At 72.8% G+C, this 17,245-nt stretch carries 12 protein-coding genes; 6 read left to right on the top strand and 6 right to left on the bottom strand.

Annotation, left to right across the window (positions count from 1 at the left end; all coding sequences use genetic code 11):
- Window positions 1-124 precede the first annotated feature (124 nt).
- Together ACIRVH_RS25280 and ACIRVH_RS25275 are read left to right on the top strand one after the other, a co-directional pair.
- A complete protein-coding gene (locus tag ACIRVH_RS25280) occupies window positions 125-3,091 on the top strand; it encodes a BTAD domain-containing putative transcriptional regulator (RefSeq protein ID WP_403956972.1) in 2,967 nt (988 codons plus the stop codon).
- A gap of 202 nt (window positions 3,092-3,293) precedes the next feature.
- Window positions 3,294-3,461 carry a hypothetical protein gene (locus ACIRVH_RS25275; RefSeq protein WP_403956969.1) on the top strand — a complete coding sequence of 56 codons (168 nt, stop codon included), beginning with the start codon at window positions 3,294-3,296 and terminating at the stop codon, window positions 3,459-3,461.
- 485 nt (window positions 3,462-3,946) lie between these two features.
- Here ACIRVH_RS25275 and ACIRVH_RS25270 read toward each other — a convergent pair whose 3' ends face one another.
- Complete coding sequence (locus ACIRVH_RS25270; RefSeq protein ID WP_403956967.1) at window positions 3,947-5,563, bottom strand: FadD3 family acyl-CoA ligase; 1,617 nt, start codon at window positions 5,561-5,563, stop codon at window positions 3,947-3,949.
- A gap of 83 nt (window positions 5,564-5,646) precedes the next feature.
- Here ACIRVH_RS25270 and ACIRVH_RS25265 point away from each other — a divergent pair, with 83 nt between their 5' ends.
- From ACIRVH_RS25265 to ACIRVH_RS25255, 3 genes are read left to right on the top strand one after another with little or no spacing between them, the layout of a single operon-like run.
- A complete protein-coding gene (locus ACIRVH_RS25265) occupies window positions 5,647-6,801 on the top strand; it encodes a lipid-transfer protein (protein WP_403956964.1) in 1,155 nt (384 codons plus the stop codon).
- 7 nt (window positions 6,802-6,808) lie between these two features.
- Window positions 6,809-7,216, top strand: coding sequence for a Zn-ribbon domain-containing OB-fold protein (locus tag ACIRVH_RS25260; protein ID WP_403956961.1), 408 nt, complete (start codon window positions 6,809-6,811; stop codon window positions 7,214-7,216).
- Window positions 7,213-7,989, top strand: a complete 777-nt coding sequence (locus tag ACIRVH_RS25255; RefSeq protein WP_403956958.1) for an enoyl-CoA hydratase/isomerase family protein — start codon at window positions 7,213-7,215, stop codon at window positions 7,987-7,989. Before ACIRVH_RS25260 ends, ACIRVH_RS25255 begins: the two co-directional genes overlap by 4 nt.
- Before the next feature lie 4 nt (window positions 7,990-7,993).
- On the opposite strand, the gene ACIRVH_RS25250 is transcribed toward ACIRVH_RS25255, so the two are convergent.
- The 3 genes from ACIRVH_RS25250 to ACIRVH_RS25240 all read right to left on the bottom strand — a co-directional run bounded on the left by ACIRVH_RS25250 (window position 7,994) and on the right by ACIRVH_RS25240 (window position 11,891).
- Window positions 7,994-8,503, bottom strand: a complete 510-nt coding sequence (locus ACIRVH_RS25250; protein ID WP_403956955.1) for a hypothetical protein — start codon at window positions 8,501-8,503, stop codon at window positions 7,994-7,996.
- A gap of 132 nt (window positions 8,504-8,635) precedes the next feature.
- A complete protein-coding gene (locus ACIRVH_RS25245; protein ID WP_403956952.1) occupies window positions 8,636-10,978 on the bottom strand; it encodes a PQQ-binding-like beta-propeller repeat protein in 2,343 nt (780 codons plus the stop codon).
- A 190-nt stretch (window positions 10,979-11,168) separates the two neighbouring features.
- Window positions 11,169-11,891 carry a VOC family protein gene (locus tag ACIRVH_RS25240; RefSeq protein WP_403956949.1) on the bottom strand — a complete coding sequence of 241 codons (723 nt, stop codon included), beginning with the start codon at window positions 11,889-11,891 and terminating at the stop codon, window positions 11,169-11,171.
- A 134-nt stretch (window positions 11,892-12,025) separates the two neighbouring features.
- Between ACIRVH_RS25240 and ACIRVH_RS25235 the strand changes: the two genes are divergently transcribed.
- The gene (locus ACIRVH_RS25235; RefSeq protein ID WP_403957155.1) at window positions 12,026-12,661 is read left to right on the top strand and encodes a TetR family transcriptional regulator; all 636 of its coding nucleotides are present in this window, start codon (window positions 12,026-12,028) and stop codon (window positions 12,659-12,661) included.
- Between the two features lie 47 nt (window positions 12,662-12,708).
- Here the strand turns inward: ACIRVH_RS25235 and ACIRVH_RS25230 are convergent, their stop codons facing one another.
- On the bottom strand, window positions 12,709-16,848 hold the full coding sequence (locus ACIRVH_RS25230; protein ID WP_403956946.1) for a trypsin-like peptidase domain-containing protein: 4,140 nt from the start codon (window positions 16,846-16,848) through the stop codon (window positions 12,709-12,711).
- Window positions 16,848-17,231 (bottom strand): CU044_2847 family protein, encoded by a 384-nt coding sequence (locus ACIRVH_RS25225; protein ID WP_403956943.1) that lies wholly within the window; start codon window positions 17,229-17,231, stop codon window positions 16,848-16,850. Before ACIRVH_RS25225 ends, ACIRVH_RS25230 begins: the two co-directional genes overlap by 1 nt.
- Between the last annotated feature and the right edge of the window lie 14 nt (window positions 17,232-17,245).

Raw genomic sequence — 17,245 nt, 5'->3', positions numbered from 1 at the left:
ACCCTGTGAGGACCTTGTGTACTGAGGTGTACCGGTCTGCGATCGGCGTCTCCCCCGGCTGACGGAACCGCCAAGAACAAGGCAAACTGACGGGGTTGTTCGTGATGCCTAGGGGGGCGAACGCATGGACGGTCGGCCGCGAGTGCCTGAGCAGCGACGTCCCGGCTCCGCGGCCATCGCGGAGCCGGTGGCGTTGCGCTTCAGCGTGCTCGGTCCGGTGCGGGCCTGGCTCGGCGAGGAGACGCTGAACACCGGCTCCCCGCAGCAGCGCGCCCTGCTGGCCGCCCTGCTGCTGCGCGAGGGCCGTACGGCGACCGCGGCGGAGCTGATCGACGCGCTCTGGGGCGCCGAGCCGCCGTCGCAGGCGCTGGCGGCGCTGCGGACGTACGCGTCCCGGCTGCGCAAGATCCTGGACCCCGGGGTCCTGGCGAGCGAGTCCGGCGGCTACGCGGTACGGGGCCTCGGCGAGGGCGCCCTGGACCTGGCGGTGGCGCAGGACCTCACGACGGAGGCGGAGAAGGCGCGCAGTGCCGGGGATCTGAGTCGTGCGCGCGAGGCGCTGAACCGGGCCCTGGCCCTGTGGGACGGCGAGCCGCTGGCCGGCGTACCCGGCCCCTACGCCGACGCCCAGCGGGTCCGCCTGGAGGAGTGGCGCCTCCAGCTCCTGGAGTCCCGCCTGGACATGGACCTGGAGCAGGGCTGCCACGCGGAGGCGGTCTCGGAACTGACGGCCCTGACGGCGGCCCACCCGCTCCGTGAGCGCCTGCGCGAACTGCTGATGCTGGCCCTCTACCGCAGCGGCCGCCAGGCGGAGGCCCTCGCGGTCTACGCGGACACGCGGCGCCTCCTCGCGGAGGAGCTGGGCGTGGACCCGCGGCCCGGCCTGCGGGAGCTGCAACAGCGCATCCTCCAGGCGGACCCGGCCCTCGCGGAACCCTCCACCCCCGCCGCCGAACCCGCCGTGGTCCCGGTCCGCCCGGCCCAGCTCCCCGCCTCCGTACCGGACTTCACCGGCCGCTCGGCCTTCGTGTCCGAGCTGAGCGAGGTACTGGCGTCGGCGTCCGAGACGGAGGGCAGCGTGATGGCGGTCTCGGCGCTCGCCGGGATCGGAGGCGTGGGGAAGACCACGCTGGCCGTGCATGTCGCCCACAGGGCGCGACCTGCCTTCCCCGACGGACAGCTGTACGTGGACCTGCAGGGCGCGGGCCCCCGCCCGGCGGAGCCGGAGACGGTCCTCGGCTCCTTCCTGCGCGCGCTGGGCACGGCGGACTCGGCGATCCCCGACTCCCTGGAGGAGCGCGCGGCCCTGTACCGCTCGGTCCTGGACGGCCGCCGGGTCCTGGTCCTGCTGGACAACGCCAAGGACGCGGCCCAGGTACGGCCACTGTTGCCCGGCACCGAGGGCTGCGCGGCACTCGTGACCTCCCGGGTACGGATGCTGGACCTGGCGGGCGCCCACCTGGTGGACCTCGACGTCATGTCCCCCGACGAGGCACTGGCCCTCTTCACGAAGATCGTCGGCGAGGAGCGCGTGGCAGCCGAACGCGAGGCCGCGCTGGACGTGGTGGCCGCCTGCGGCTTCCTCCCCCTCGCGATCCGCATCGCGGCCTCCCGCCTGGCGGCCCGCCGCACCTGGACGGTCTCGGTCCTGGCGGCCAAGCTCGCGGACGAACGCCGCCGACTCGACGAGCTGCAGGCCGGGGACCTCGCGGTCAAGGCCACCTTCGAGCTGGGCTACGGCCAACTGGAGCCGGCCCAGGCCCGCGCGTTCCGCCTGCTGGGCCTGGCCGACGGCCCCGACATGTCCCTCGCTGCCGCAGCCGCGATCCTCGACCTCCCCGTGGAGGACACCGAGGACCTCCTCGAATCCCTGGTGGACACGTCCCTGCTGGAGTCGGCGGCGCCAGGACGCTACCGCTTCCACGACCTGGTCCGGCTCTACGCACGCGCCTGCGCGGAGAGGGACGAGCAGCCGCCCAGCGAGCGGGAGGCTGCGATGTCCCGCCTGCTGGACTTCTACCTGGCCACGGCGGCAGGGGTCTACGCGATCGAGCGCCCGGGCGACCGGCTGGTGGACCACTTGGAGCCGACCGAGTATCCGGGGTTGGTGTTCGAGGAGCGGCACCGGGCCCAGGACTGGCTTTATTCCGAGGCGATCTGCCTGCTCGCGTGCGTACGTCAGTCGACCCGCGCCGATCAACTGAGGCGGGCCGTGGACCTGTTGTGGGCGGCCATCGACCTCGCCGAATCGGGAGCCAACTCCAAGGAGTACGAGGCAACCGGAACCGCGGTCCGTGCCGCCGCACAGAGCTGCCGTGACGAGCGCGCGGAGGCCCGCGCCCTGGTCACTCTGGCCAACGGCCACCACATGTCCGGCCGCTTCGAACTGGCGGACCAGGAGGCCGCCGAGGCCGTGCGGCTGGCAGAGGTGGCGGGCGATCCCCTTCCCCAGTGCTGGGCGTCCAACATGCTCGGGGTCATCGCGCTGTACCAGAGCCGGTACGACGTCGGCGAGAGCCATCTGACACGGGCGATCGAGAGCTTCCGTTCCGCTGGAGACCGGCCCGGTGAGGCCAGCGCCCTGTGCAACCTCTCGCGGATACACCTGGCGACGGGCCGTACCGTGAGTGCGGTGTCCCTGGCCCAGCAGGGTACGGACATGTACGACGCCATGGGCCACGCCTTCAAGGGCGCCAACGGCCGCTACGCGCTGGGGCTCGCGCTCACACAGAGCGGTCAGCTCGATCTGGCCACCGAGCGCCTGGAGGAGGCTCGTGCCGTGTTCCGCGACATCCGGCAGCGGCTGTGGGAGGGCATGACCCTCTTCCGTCTCGCGGAGGTCGACCTCGCCGCCCGGCGTCTCGCCCAGGCCGCCACCAACGCGGAGTCGGCGCTGACCCTCCTCCGCGGAATCGGCGGCGAGTGGCGGCGCGGAAACGTGCTCACGGCCCTCGGCCGGGCGCTGAGCGGCATCGGGCAGAGCGGTCGTGCGCAGGTCTGTCTGCAGGAAGCTCTGGGCATCTTCGAGGGGCTGGGTGCACCGGAGGCCGATGAGGTGAGGGCTCTGCTCGCGGCACGCGCAGTGGTCTGAGAGCAGGGTCCTGCACGTTCATCGTTCGTTTATCGCCGCACGGCACTCTCAGTGGTGTCGTTCCGTCGCGTCGGGGGGCAGACGGGACGTCAAATGGGCGCACCTTAAGGTGTACCGGCCCATAAGTGCCCGCTCGGCCGCGCTCGGGGGAGCAGCCGGGCGGGCCTTTCGACCCATCGCACAGAGCATCAGGGGAGCAGTCATGAGCGACGCCAAGAAGACGACCCAGCCGGAGACCTCGGCCCCCGAGGTGACCACGCTGAACACGCACGCCACCAGCGAGCCGCTGAAGCCGATCACTCTGGCGGCGGGCGAGGACACCGGCGTGGCGACTCCGGACAACACCCACGCCACCGACGAGAAGGCCTGATCAGACCTTTCACCGGACGGGGAACGGCCGCGGCGGCGCGGAGGGGGAGCCGCCGCGGCCGAGGTGTCCCAGCAGCCTGATCGCAGGCCGGCCGGTTATCCACAGGGCGAGCGGCTGGTCATGGATTCTGCGATCTTGCCCGGGTGGAGCGAAGGGACTTGAGGGCGCTGGCGGACAGGGGTGTCCTGCTCACCTCACATGCCGTTGAGGCCGGCTGGCCCCGTCGCAGTCTCACGCGTGCACTGCGAGCAGAGGGCTGGACCCGGCTTCGGCACGGTGCCTGGGCCGACCACGCCGCCGAACCGGCCCGGCGTGCCGGCGAGGCGCGGCCGCGCCCCCTCCGCCAACGGCACGAGCGCAACCCGCCCAAGGGCCCATGCCGCCAGTCGCCCACTGCATCCCCGGCCGCCCGCTCGCTTCTCACCCGTGCTGGAGCGAGGGCTCGTGGAAGCACGACGATCGCCGAGAAGCGGGCGGCCCCACGGTCACTTCGCAGCGCCCTTCCGCAACTCCCCTTGCCGCAACTCCCCCTTCACCACCTTCCCGCTCGCATTCCGCGGCAGCTCACCCACGAACTCCACCGCCCTCGGCACCTTGTAGTTGGCCATCTCGCGGCGGGACCAGGCGATCAGGTCGTCGCCGGTGAGTACTGAGCCCGGGTGGCGGACGACGTAGGCCTTGCCGACCTCGCCCAGGCGGGGGTCGGGTACGCCGATGACCGCCACGTCGGCGACGTCCGGGTGGAGGCCCAGGAGTTGCTCTATCTCCGCCGGGTACGCGTTGAAGCCGCCGACTATGAACATGTCCTTGAGGCGGTCCGTGATGCGGAGGTTGCCGGAGGGGTCGAGGACGCCGATGTCGCCCGTGCTCAGCCAGCCGTCCGGGGAGATCGTCTCCGCCGTCGCCGCCGGGTCCTCGTAGTAGCCCCGCATGACGTTGAAGCCCCGGACCTCGACCTCTCCGGGTGTGCCGGGCGGGACCGGTACGCCTCCCGCGTCGACCACCTTCACTTCCGTACCGGGGATCGCGCGGCCCGAGGTGGACGCGATCACCGACGGGTCGTCGCCGCGGCGGCACATCGTGACGATGCCGCTCGCCTCCGAGAGGCCGTACGCCGTCAGGACGGTCCCCACGCCCAGTTCGCCTCTCAGGCGTTCCACCAGGCGCAGCGGCACCACCGCCGCTCCGGTCACCACCAGCCTCAGTGCCGAGAGGTCGTGGGTGTCCCGGGACGGGTGGTCCAGGAGGGACTGGTGGAGGGTGGGCGGGCCCGGGAGGACCGACACCCGTTCCGCGGCGATGTTCGCCAGCGCCGTGTCCACGTTGAACACCGGCTGCGGGATCATCGTCGCCCCGCGCATCAGGCAGGCGATCACCCCGGCCTTGTAGCCGAAGGTGTGGAAGAAGGGGTTGATGATCAGGTAGCGGTCGGTGGAGCGCAGGCCGGCCAGGTCGGCCCAGATCTCGTACGCCGTCAGCGTCTGTCCGTGGGTGATCATCGCGCCTTTGGGGCGGCCCGTGGTCCCGGAGGTGAAGATGATGTCCGACAGGCATTCGCCTTCCAACACATGGCCACGCGCGCGCACTTCGGCCTCCGCCACGCCCTCGCCCGTCGCCAGGAAGTCCTTCCAGGTGCGGAAGTCCTGGGGGGCGTCGTCCGCGAGGACCACCACCTGTTCGAGTGCCGGCAATCCCGGCAGCGGATGACCCGGGCCGTCGGACGTCCCCGCCGCCCGCCTCAGCGACGCCACGTACGACGTGCCCAGGAACGTGCCTGTCACGAAGAGCAGGCGGGCCCCGCTGCGGCGCAGCACGTCCGCCGCCTCGGTGCCCTTGAAGCGGGTGTTGAGCGGGACCAGGACCGCGCCCGCCGACACCGCGCCCAGGGCCGAGACGATCCAGTCGAGGGAGTTGGGGGCCCAGACCGCCACCCGGTCGCCGACCTGCACTCCGCTCGCCAGGCAGGCCGCCGCCGCGCGCTCCACGCGGGCGCCGAGTTGCGCGTACGTGATCCTCGTACGGCCGTCGACCACCGCCTCGGTGTCCGCGTACCGCTCGGCCGACCATCGCACCAGACCCGGGATGGTGCCCCAGTCACTCATAGCAGCCCCCTGCGCTCTAGCTGACTGACCGTCAGATTAGCTGTAACCTGACGGGCTGTCAGCAGAGGAAGGGTGGGTGCACCATGGCAGGAACGGGGCTCAGAGATGCCACCGCCATCGTCGGGATCGGGCAGACCGCCTTCGCCAAACACCTTCCGGAGGACGAGAGGACCCTCGCCTGCCGGGCCGTGCTCGCCGCCCTGGAGGACGCCGGGATCGCGCCCGGCGAGGTCGACGCCCTCGCCTCCTACACCATGGAGGAGACGGACGAGGTGGAGCTGGCCAAGGCGGTCGGCTTCGGGGACCTCACCTTCTTCAGCAAGGTCGGGTACGGGGGTGGGGGGGCCTGTGCGACCGTGGCCCATCTGGTTTCCGCCATCGCTTCCGGGCAGGCCAGTGTCGGGGTGGCGTGGCGGTCGCGGAAGCGGGGCAGCGGGCCCCGGCCCTGGACCAACACCGCCGTGCAGCTGCCCACACCCGCCCAGTGGACCCGGCCCTTCGGGCTGCTCCGGCCCGCCGATGAGATCGCCATGCTCGCGCGCCGTTACATGCACGAGTTCGGCGCGACCCGGGATCATCTCTTCAACGTCGCTCTCGCCTGCCGGAACCGGGCCAACCAGAACCCGGCGGCGGTGATGTACGAGCGGCCGCTCACCCGCGAGATGTACATGACCTCCCGCTGGATCAGTGAGCCCCTCTGTCTTTTCGACAACTGCCTGGAGACGGACGGCGCGCTGGCCTGTGTGGTCGTCAGCAGGGAGCGGGCCCGGGACTGCGCCAAGAAGCCCGTCTACGTCCACTCCGCCGCCCAGGGGCTGCCCGCCCAGCACCACGGCATGGTCAACTACTGGAACGACGACCCGCTCACCGGCCCGGCCTGGACCGCCGCCCGGCATCTGTGGAAGCACGCCGACTTCACGCCCGAGGACGTGGACGTGGCACAGATCTACGACGCGTTCACGGCCCTGATACCGCTCTCGCTGGAGGGGTACGGCTTCTGCGGGCGGGGTGAGGGCGGCGCCTTCACCGAGCAGGGTGCCCTGGAGATCGGGGGGCGGCTGCCCCTCAACACCGGGGGCGGCGGGCTCTCCGAGGCCTATGTGCACGGCTTCAACCTCATCAACGAAGGGGTGAAGCAGCTGCGTGGCACCAGTACCGCGCAGGTTCCCGGGGCCGCCACCTGTCTGGTCACCGCCGGCGAGGGTGTCCCCACCTCCGCCCTTCTGCTGAGGAGTTGAGGCAGTCATGCTGACCCCCGTCACCGACACCGACGGCGCCCCCTTCTGGGAGTACGCCGCCCGTGGCGAGCTGCGTGTCCAGGCCTGTGGCGAGTGCGGCGAGTTCCGGTTCCCGCCCCGGCCGTGCTGCCCGCACTGTCAGTCCTTCGCGAGCGAGTGGCGGGCGGTGTCGGGGCGTGGGCGCGTGTGGTCGTACGTCCTGCCGCATCCGCCGCTGCTGCCGGAGTACGCGGAGCAGGCGCCGTACAACGTGGTCGTCGTGGAGCTGGAGGAAGCGCCGCGGATACGGCTCGTGGGGAATCTGGTGAGCCGTGCCGGGGCTCCGCTCGACTCCCTCGATCCGCAGCGCATACGGATCGGCGGCCGGGTCCAGGTCGTCTTCTCCGACGGGCTTCCGCAGTGGGTGCCGGCGTGAACACCCTGCGGTTCTCCGCGGACAAGGACACCGGCGTCGCCGTCGTCACGCTGGACCGGCCCGAGCGGCTCAACGCCGTCGACGCGGGCGTGGTGGAGGAACTCGGCGCGCTGTGGCGGGAGTTGCGGTTCGACGACACCGTGCGCGCCGTCGTCCTGACCGGGGCCGGGGAACGCGCCTTCTGTACGGGCATCGACCGGGGCTTCGTCGTGCCGCAGCCCTCGTCGCCGTACATGCAGGACGATCCACTGCTGCGGATCGGGCCGAAGGCGAACGACCTGTGGAAGCCGGTGGTGGCCGCGGTACGGGGCATGGCCTGTGGTGGGGCCTTCTATCTGCTGGGCGAGAGCGAGTTCGTCGTCGCGGACACGACGGCGGCCTTCTTCGATCCGCACACGACGTACGGGATGGTCAGCGCCTACGAGTCCGTGCTGATGGCCGCGCGGATGCCGTACGGGGAGGTGGCCCGGATGATGCTCATGGGGACCGCCGAGCGGATCTCCGCACAGCGGGCCCACGAGATCGGGCTCGTGTCCGAACTGACCGAGCCCGGCGGTGCGTTGGAGGCGGCCGTGCGCTGTGCCGCCGTCATCGCCGGGTATCCGACGGAGGGCGTGCAGGGGACGGTACGGGCCCTGTGGGCGGCCCGGGAGGCGGGCCGTGCGCAGGCGTTCGCGCAGGCGCCGCACCTCATCGCCCTCGGCAATCTGCCGGCCGAGCGGCAGGCGGAGCTGTTCGAGGGGCGGCGCCAGGGAGGTTTCCGGACGCGGTGAGCCGTCAGCTCACGACGGTGGCGTTCGCCTGGGGCTCGCAGTGGTCGAGGCGTGCGAAGTAGGCCTTGTTGAACGGGATCCGGGCGGTCTGCCTGCCGTTGGCGGGGACGGTGACGTCCAGGTCGTCGTAGTCGATGAACTTGGAGCGCCTGTCCTTGTAGTAGACCGTCACCGAGAAGGTCGCGCTGCTGTCGTTCGGGTTGGTGACCTCGACCGTCGCGTACGGCTTCTTCCTCGTCGCGCAGCTCACGAGCTTGACCGTGGCGTCCTCCAGATAGCCGCTGCTGCCGCTGTCCGAGGTGTCGTCCGAGGTGTCGTCCGAGCCGTTGTACGAGGTGTCGTCCTCGTCGTCGTGATCCTGGTGCGAGCTGCTGCACCCGCCCCCGCTGCTGCTGTGGCCGCTCTTGTAGTGATGGCCGCGGCTCCGGCTGTGCCCCGACGAGAACCCCGTCAGGGCGAGGACGACGAACATGAGCACGGCCGTGAACCTGAGTGTGCGCCCCCGTGTTTTCATGCGGGTCACCCTAACGGCGCAGCGATCACCGCGTGGCAGTGCTCCCGCACCCGGGGTAGCGTCTCTCGTGAGACGGCCGCCGTCCGGAGCCCTTCCGTGCAGCCGGTACGACGGCCGTCACCCCGGCGCGATTCAGGTGGTGCGCGCGGTCCCCGTTCCCTTCTCCGCGTCGAGCGCGTACACGCAGCGGTCCTTGCTGCACGCGTACACCACCCCGTCCTTGACCACCGGCGAGCCGGTGATCTCGCCGCCGGTGGCGAGCTTCCACCGGAGCCGGCCGTCGTCGGCCTTCAGCGTGTACAGCAGATGGTCGGTGGAGCCGAAGTGGATGCGGCCCTCGGCGACGGAGGGGGCGCCCACGACGTCGCCGCCGGCCTGGAAGCGCCACTTGGGGGTGCCGGTGACCGCGTCCAGGGTGTACAGGCCCTTGCCGCTGCCGACGTGGACATGGCCGGCGGCGACCAGGACCGGTTCGACGGAGGAGCGGGCCTCGGTGGCGATGCGCCAGCGGTCGCGGCCGTCGGTGGCGTCCAGGGCGTAGACCGTGCCCAGGTAGTCGGCGAGGTAGATGCCGCCGCCGGTGACGGCCGGGCCCGGGGCGAAGGCGGGCGGGCAGAGGAAGACCGCGGGGGCCTCGAAGTGCCAGCGCACCATGCCGCTCGCCACGTCGATGGCGAGGACGCGGGTGCCGGCGGAGACGTAGACGTAGCCGTCGGGGGCCGGGGTGATGCGGACCGGGACGCCGCCGCAGGAGGCCGCGTCGCCGATGGGGTACGACCAGCGCTCCTCGCCGGTGCGGGCCTCCAGGGCGCGCAGCCGGGCGTCCTGCCAGACGTAGACGGTGCCGTCGTGGACGGCGGGGCCGGCCTCGGGGGACTCGAAGTCGGTCTGGCAGCCGGAGATCTCCCACAGCTTCTGGCCGCCGGAGGCCTCCCAGGCCTGGACGCCGCCGCCGCGGGTGCCGGTGACGACCGTGCCCCGGTCGGCGTGCAGGGAGTACACCCAGGCGTCCGTGGACAGCCGCCACAGGTCGGCGCCCTCGCGGGCGTCCAGGGCGAACAGGGTGGGGCCGTCGGAGGCGTGGATACGGCCGTCCGCCACAGCCATCGACCAGGCGACGTCCCGCGTCTTGAAGCGGCGGCGGCCGGTGGCCACGTCCAGGGCGTGCACCTCGAAGGAGGTGACGTAGACGAGGTCGCCGTCGACGGACGGGGTGCCCCAGACGTCGTTGGACATGCGGAACCGCCAGGGGCGCCAGCCGGACGCGTTCTCCGGGGGCGCGGGCGGTACGGCGGGGTCGGCGCCGTTGACGCCGGGGCGGGGGCGGGACCAGCTGGCGACCAGGCCGGCCTCCGGCGGGGGCGCCTTGACGGCGGCGGCGCGGGCGTCGGCGACCCGGGGGCCGGGGCCGATGGGCACCTGGGCGCCGGCCAGCCGGACCGGGCCGGTGTCGGGCGCGCCCGCCGCGCCGACGGGTGCGGGGGCCCGGACGGCGGGGTCGTAGGACGGCGGCGGGGGTACGGCCCCGCGGCCGGCGCTGCGAGGGCCGGGCGAGGTGGGGGCGGGCTTGGCGGCGGGGCGGCCGCCGCGGCGGGTCTCGATGAGGGCGACGGCCTTCTCCGGCAGCCAGGCGGAGGCGGTGCCGCTGTCGTCGGAGCCGGAGCCGAACAGGTGCGGGGCGAGCTGGGCCTGGAGGTCGGCCGGGGAGGGGCGGCCGGTTGCCTCCATCTGCATACAGACTTCGATGAGCGGGCGCAGCTCGTCGGGCAGGCCGGTGAGGTCCGGGCCCTCGCGCAGCAGCATGAAGACGGTCTCGACCGGGTTGGCGCCGTGGAAGGGCGGGTGGCCGGTGGCCGCGAAGACGAGCATGGAGCCGAGCGAGAAGACGTCGCTGGCGCCGGTGACGCTGCGGGAGTCCTTGGCCTGCTCGGGGGACATGTAGGCGGGGGTGCCGACGGCGACGTTCGTCATCGTCAAACGGGTGTTCGAGACGCCGGAGGCGATGCCGAAGTCGATCACCCGGGGGCCGTCCTCGACCACCAGGACGTTGGACGGCTTCAGGTCGCGGTGGACCAGGCCGGCGCCGTGGATGGACTGCAGGGCCTCCGCCACGCCCGCCGCCAGCCAGCGCACCGCCTGGGCCGGGAGCGGCCCGCAGTCGTTCACTATCTCCTCGAGGGAGGGCGCGGGGACGTAGGCCGTGGCGAGCCAGGGCACGGCGGCGCGCGGGTCGGCGTCGACCACGGCAGCCGTGTAGAAGCCGGAGACCGCCCGGGCCGCCTCCACCTCACGGGTGAAGCGGACCCGGAAGAGCTGGTCCTCGGCCAGCTCGGTGCGGACCGTCTTGATCGCCACGCGCCGGCCGGACGCCGAGCGTGCCAGATAGACCAGCCCCATGCCGCCGGCCCCCAGCCGGCCCAGCACCTCGAACGGCCCGATCCGCCGCGGATCGTGCTGCGTCAGCTGATCCACCACTTGCCTGCCACCTCCCCGTACGAGCCGCGCCACCCACATATGTACGCGACCGAAGTGCAGCGTCTCACCACCGCACCGCCATGGCGGCACGCACCCCGATTCTTCCTGGCCCGGCGCCCGGTTGCGAACCCGGTGACGAATCGGGGTGTCTCATGCCGAATACGGTCATTTCATCGCCGTGGTGGCTGCCTCACCGCTGCAGTACCGCGAACGACGCCCCCTGATTGTCGGTGACGACGGCCACTCGTCCGTACGACGTCTCGAAGGGTGGAGCCTGCACCCGCCCGCCGAGCCGCTGTACGGCCCCGACGGCGTCCTCCAGGTCCGTGACCCGGAAGTGGGTGAGGAAGTGCGAGGGCATCTCGGCCGGGAAGACGTCGGAGACCTCCGCGCGGCCGAAGTCGGGCTCGGCGTCGGCGCCGAACAGGGCGTCGTGGAAGAGGCCGCCGTAGAAGGTGTTCGCGGCGGCGGTGTCGCGGGTGTACAGCTCGACCCAGACGAAGGTGTTCGGCTCGTGCCGCCGCCCGAAGCCGGGGTGGCTCGCGGACTGCCACAGGCCGAACACGGCGCCCTGGGGGTCGGCGGCGAGGGCGGCGACGCCCAGGTCGCCCACCGGGAAGGGGGCCATGACCACCTGCCCGCCCGCCGCGACGATCCGCCGGCCGAGGGCCTGGGCGTCCGGAGTGGCGAAGGACACCGTCCAGACGGTGGGCATCCGGCCGTCCATCTTGGGGGCGAGCGAGGCGACGGGCTCGCCGCCCAGCTGGGCCCATACGGAGGAGCCGAGAGCATCCTCGAAGGTCCATCCGAAAAGTTCACCGTAGAACCGCTTGCCCGCCTCGACGTCGGAAAGCCGGGCGTCCACCCAGCAGGGGACGCCCTCTCCGTACATCGATGCCCTGTTTTCGGCCATGTCGTCAAAGTAACCGCGCCACGCGCACCCCGCAGACCAGCCACACCACCCCCGATGCACCCGTGCACCCCATTTGCAGTCGGCCGAATAGCGCTCCGATCACCCCTCGGTAAGCTGACGGCATGACAGGACAAGTGCGTACCGTCGACGGCCGCGTGGCCGGCCGGCGTGGGCAGGCGACCCGGCAGAAGCTGCTCGACTGCCTCAGCGAGATGCTCAGCTCCTCCCCCTACCGGGACGTCAAGGTCATCGATGTCGCCCGGAAGGCGGGCACTTCGCCCGCGACCTTCTACCAGTACTTCCCGGACGTCGAAGGTGCCGTCCTGGAGGTGGCCGACCAAATGGCCGCCGAGGGCGCCGGGTTGACCGAGCTGCTGGCGGGCCGGAGCTGGGCCGGCAAGGCGGGGTGGCAGACCGCGCAGGAACTCGTGGACGGGTTCCTCGAGTTCTGGCGGAAGAACGACGCCATCCTGCGCGTGGTCGACCTCGGTGCCGCCGAGGGGGACAAACGGTTCTACAAGATCCGTATGAAGATCCTGAACTCGGTGAACAACTCCCTCGTGGACTCCATCGCGGAACTCCAGTCCAAGGGCAGGGTCGACAAGGACGTGAACCCGGCTGCGGTGGCCGGCTCGCTGGTCGCGATGCTCGCGGCGGTGGCCGCGCACCAGAAGGGCTTCCAGACCTGGGGCGTCAAGCAGGCCGAACTCAAGCCGAACCTGGCGCTGTTGGTGCACCTCGGCGTGACAGGCAAGAAGCCGACGAAGTAGCGCCGGCCCCTTTTCCAGGTCCCAAGTCCTGTCTGGCAGGCGGTGGTTCACCCGAGTGGACCGCCGCCTGCTTTCTCTTCCGGCCCGGGTGCGCCGCCCGGAGCCCCGGTGGCGTCCGCTCCGCCCACGGCCTCGGTGACATCGGCCCAGCTCCAGTGTCCGGGCCCGTTCCCCGTCAGCCACTCGTGTGCGTACCCGAGCACCTCGGCCCGGCGGTCCAGGGGCGGCGCCGGGTCGCGCAGCAGGGCGAGGAGCAGGTCGGCCGCGATGGGCCGGGAGGCGTTCTCGGCCAGCCAGGCGAGCGCACGGGTCACGGCGGCCGCCCGCCAGGGGGCGGGTCCGGTGTGCCGGAGCAGTTCGGCCAGCGGGCGCCCCACCACCGCACGGGTCGCCCGGTGGTCCAGCCAGGCCAGGAACAGCTCGGCCGCGCGGGCCAGTTGCTCCTCACTGAGGTCGCGCAGGGCCAGCAGGTGCGCGTACACCGCGCTGGGGTTGCCCGTGCCGGGCGGGCCGAACTGGTCCAGCCAGGTCAGCGTGTGGTCGATCAGCGCCGCCCGCTGCGGTGCGCCGGCCGGCACCGAGTGCAGCAGCCCGATGAGGTGGGAGGCGGCCGTACGGCCGTTCCTCGTCCGTCCCCCCACGTACGGGACTAACCGGGCCGCGAGCTCAGGGGCGGGGCCCGGTCGGGCCAGCAGCGTCGCCAGCAGGGCGATGCCGCCGTCGGCCGCCGGGTGGCGTTCGAGCCACGCCACCGCCAGGGCCTCGGTCACGGCCCGCAGGTCGCCCGCCACGTCGGCGCGGGTCAGCAGCGGGCCCAGCACCCGGTCGGCGCCGGGGCTCGTCGCGTGGTCCCGGAGCCACCGGGTGGTGGCCCGCAGGGTGGCGGTGGCCTGGCCCGGACCGAGGGTCTGCAGGATGAGCAGCGGTTCGAGGACGAACCCCGCCTCGTCGCTCTCGGCGTTCTCCGTCAGCCAGGCCAGGGCGCGGTCCACCGCCTGCCCGGCCTGGTCCTCGGGGAGGCCGTCGTGGTGCAGCAGCAGGGGCCTCAGGACATAGCTCGCGTGCCCGTCGGTGCCGTGCTGGGCCAGCCAGTCCAGGGCGAGACGGGTGGTGTCCGGGCGGCCGGGCTCGGCGGTGAGGAGGTCGTCCAGCAGGAAGCTGGCCTCGGCGGCGGTGCCGTACCGCTTCAGCCACCGTACGGCCCGGTCGGACGCCTCGGCCCAGGCCTCGCCGCCCGGCGCGAGCCGGCGGAGCAGCCAGTGCAGCAGCGCGGAGTCCGGCCCCTGGCCGTGGATCCGCAGCCAGCGCAGGGTCGCGTCGACGACCTCCTGGAGGAGCGGCTTCGGCAGGTCGCCGCGCAGGAGGTCGGCCAGCAGGTGCTGCTGGGACTCGGTCACCGGCTGCTGCCGGAGCAGCGTGCCGACGCGCTCCGCGGCCGAGTCGTCCCAGCGCACCAGGGCGCCGAGGACGAACTCCTGCGGTTCTCCGGTGGTGCAGGCCAGCCATTTGTTGGCGTGTCCGACGGCCTGCTGGGCCTCCTCCTCGGTGAGGTCGAAGCGCAGCAGGGGGCGCAGCACGAAGGAGGCCTGCGGGCGCTCGCGGTGATCGCGCAGCCACTTCAGGGCCTGGCCGACCGCGCGGTCCCGGTGTCCCCCGAGGTCCGTGCGTCGCAGCAGGCGCGGCAGGACGAACGAGACGCCGGGGTTGCCGTTCTGCCGGACGACCCAGGTGAGCGCGGCGTCGAGCACGGCCTTGGCGTGGGGTCCGAGGTCGTCGCGGTCGAGCAGCGGGCCGAGCACCACGGAGCCGGCCGAGTGCCCCGGGTTGCGGCGTATCCACTCCCGAGCCGCCTCGACCAGCCGCCGGGCGGTCCCGGGGGTCAGCTCGGGGCGGCCGAGGGCGGCGGCCAGCAGCTGGACGGCGCGCCGTTCGCCCTGGTGGCGCCGCACCCAGGCCAGGGCCCGGTCGGCGACCACGTCCAGCCGGTCCGGCGTCAGGCCCTCCGCGTACAGCAGGGCCTGTAGGAGCAGGCCCGTCTCCGGGGCGTGGCGACGGGATTCCAGGCAGGTCAGGGCGCTGCCGAGCAGTTGCTGCGGCAGCGGTCCGACGATGCTGTCCACGGCCTGGGCGAGTACGGCGGGCAGGGCGCGGGGCCGCTCGCGCTCGATCTGGGCCAGCCAGGGTCCGACCAGCTCGTTCCAGAGCCGGAGCATCCCGGCCTGCCAGGGGGTGCGGGCCATCAGGTCGAACGCGGTCTCGCCGAGGGCGTCCGCGGCGAGCAGCTTGCCGATCGGGTCGGCCCGCACCTCCAGCCAGCGGGCGCACGCGTCCTCGATCCTGGCCCGCCGGGCCGCGTCCTGGTCGGTGGTCCAGCGGGAGAGGTGCCGTACGGCCTGGGTGAAGGCCGGGCCGCGGTCGAGCAGCGCGTCCAGGAGTTCCTCGGCGGTGCCGCTCTGGACGGTCTGCCCGGGGACCAGCGTGGCGCCGAGCAGACCGTCCGCGACGATGTCGTGGACCAGTTCGAGCCGGTCGGCGCCGCCCACCAGCCAGCCCTGGTCCCGCAGCAGGGCGAGCACGTCACCGCCGCGGAGCCCGAAGTCGCTGTCGGCGCGCTGGTCGAGGGCCCGGTCCACGGCCTCCCGCACGGTGGCGGAACGGTCCTGCGGACAGGCCAGCAGGGCCACCGTGGAGGCCAGCAGCGCCACGCGCGGACGGGACAGGCCCGCCTCGCGGTCCCTGGCGGTCGGGACACCGAAGTCGCGTTCGAGCCGCCGCCGCAGCCAGTCGAAGAGGCTGCCCCGGCGCAGGTCGGAGAGGTCGGGGGCGTCCTGTCCCGCCCGGGCCTGCTCCTCCAGCGCCCGCGCGATCAGCAGGGCGAGGACCGGCCGGTCGCTGCACTCGGCCACCAGCCGGTTCTCGCCCCACCGCCGCCAGGCCTCCGGGGCGACCTTCTGGAAGATCGCGGCGGCCACCCGGCCGCGGTACTCGTCCCCGTCCTCCAGGGGCACCCGGCCGAAGACCCCCTGCACCTCCGCTGCCTGGAGCGCACCGGGCCGGGCGGAGGCGAGGCAGGCCACCCGTCCCTCCGGGTCGAGGGTCTGCAGTTCCCGGCCCAGCTCCGTCAGCCCGAGCTGCGAGTAGCTGTCCAGATAGTCGAGGACGAGCAGGACCCGGGCCGCGTCCGCGACCGGCGCGTGCGCCAGGGCCGCCTGTACGAGGTGCTCGGCGGTCACGGCGGACCCGGGTGTCACATGCAGGACGAGCCAGCCGCCCGCCGGTTCCTGTCCGGCCAGCTTCGCCACCTCGAAACAGGTACGGGTCTTGCCGGCCCCGGCCACGCCCTCCAGCAGCACCCCGCGCCGCGGCTCCGCGTACCCGCCGGGCTCGTACTGCGCGTCGAGCCGGTCCAGGAGCCGGACCGGGGCGGCGCCGCTGCCCGGCCCGGGGCTGACGAACTCCAGCTGCTCCGCGGTGAGGTACTGCTCCTTGTCGTCGAGGTCCCGCAGCACCTGCCCGTGCGTGCGCAGGTGCGGGGAGAACCAGGACAGCTCCCGCGGGGCGAGCGCGGCGAGGTCCTCGGTCCTGGCCGTCCACACCGAGTCGCGCAGCCAGCCGTCGGTGCTGTTGTAGCGGGCGCTGACCACACCCAGGACCACGTCGTCGGAGACACGGCGCACGGGCGCGCCGCTCATGCCGCGCAGCAGGTCCTTGGTGCGGAGGCGGCCGAGGCGGACGCCGTCGTCCCGCTCGGTCGTGCGCTCGCAGCGCCCGCCGGCGCTCAGGTACCGGTAGGTGCGCCGGTCGTCGTAGGCGGGGACCTCCCCGAAGCCCTCGATGACCAGCTCGGTACCGGGTTCCACGGTCTCCGTCGGCATCGCGCGGGTCACGGACGCCGGAAGGGGGCTGTCGGAGCGCAGAACGGCCAGATCGTGCGCCTGGTCCACCCGTTCGACCGTGGCCGTGCCCGCCGGGCCGCCCGCCAGCGGGGCGAAGCGCACCTGCGCGCCCGGGACCGCGAGGCCGAGGCTCTCCAGGACATGGCAGGCGGTGGCGAGGACGCCGGGCGAGAGCTGGAAGCAGGTGCCCACCGGGTCGTCGGCGGCGGGGTGCAGGACGCTGCCCAGGTATCCGGGGACACCGGACAAGGAGGAGGACGAGGACGAGGGGGACGGGGAGGGCACGGGCATCACGACGCCTCGTCGTCCGCTGCCTCGTCTGCCTCGTCGCCGGTCGGCTGGGCTCCCCTCCCGTCATACGTCAGCTTCACCTTGAGGGTGACCTCGCCGCTCGCGCCGGCCACGATGATGTCGCCCTTGGCGGAGAACTTCAGCCCGAACTCCACCTCCAGGGCGTCCGGCCTGGCCGCCCGGCCCGCCTGGCGCAGGGCCGTCGCCGTGGAGGTCGCGATCTCCACGATCGTCGACTGCGCCTGCTGGAAGGCGTCCCGGACGTGCCCGGTGAGGTTCCCCGGCCGCGTGGCCGTCGGCTCCGATCCCGGCAGCCGCACGTCGGTGGCCTCCACCAGGACCTGGACACCGCCCACTTCGACCGGAATGTACATGCCGTTCATGTCCGCCCCCGTCT

It is taken from the genome of Streptomyces sp. NPDC101165, assembly GCF_044768135.1.
GTDB lineage: Bacteria > Actinomycetota > Actinomycetes > Streptomycetales > Streptomycetaceae > Streptomyces.
Note: the sequence above shows the minus strand (reverse complement) of the source record. Positions and strands in the feature narration are given on the sequence as shown.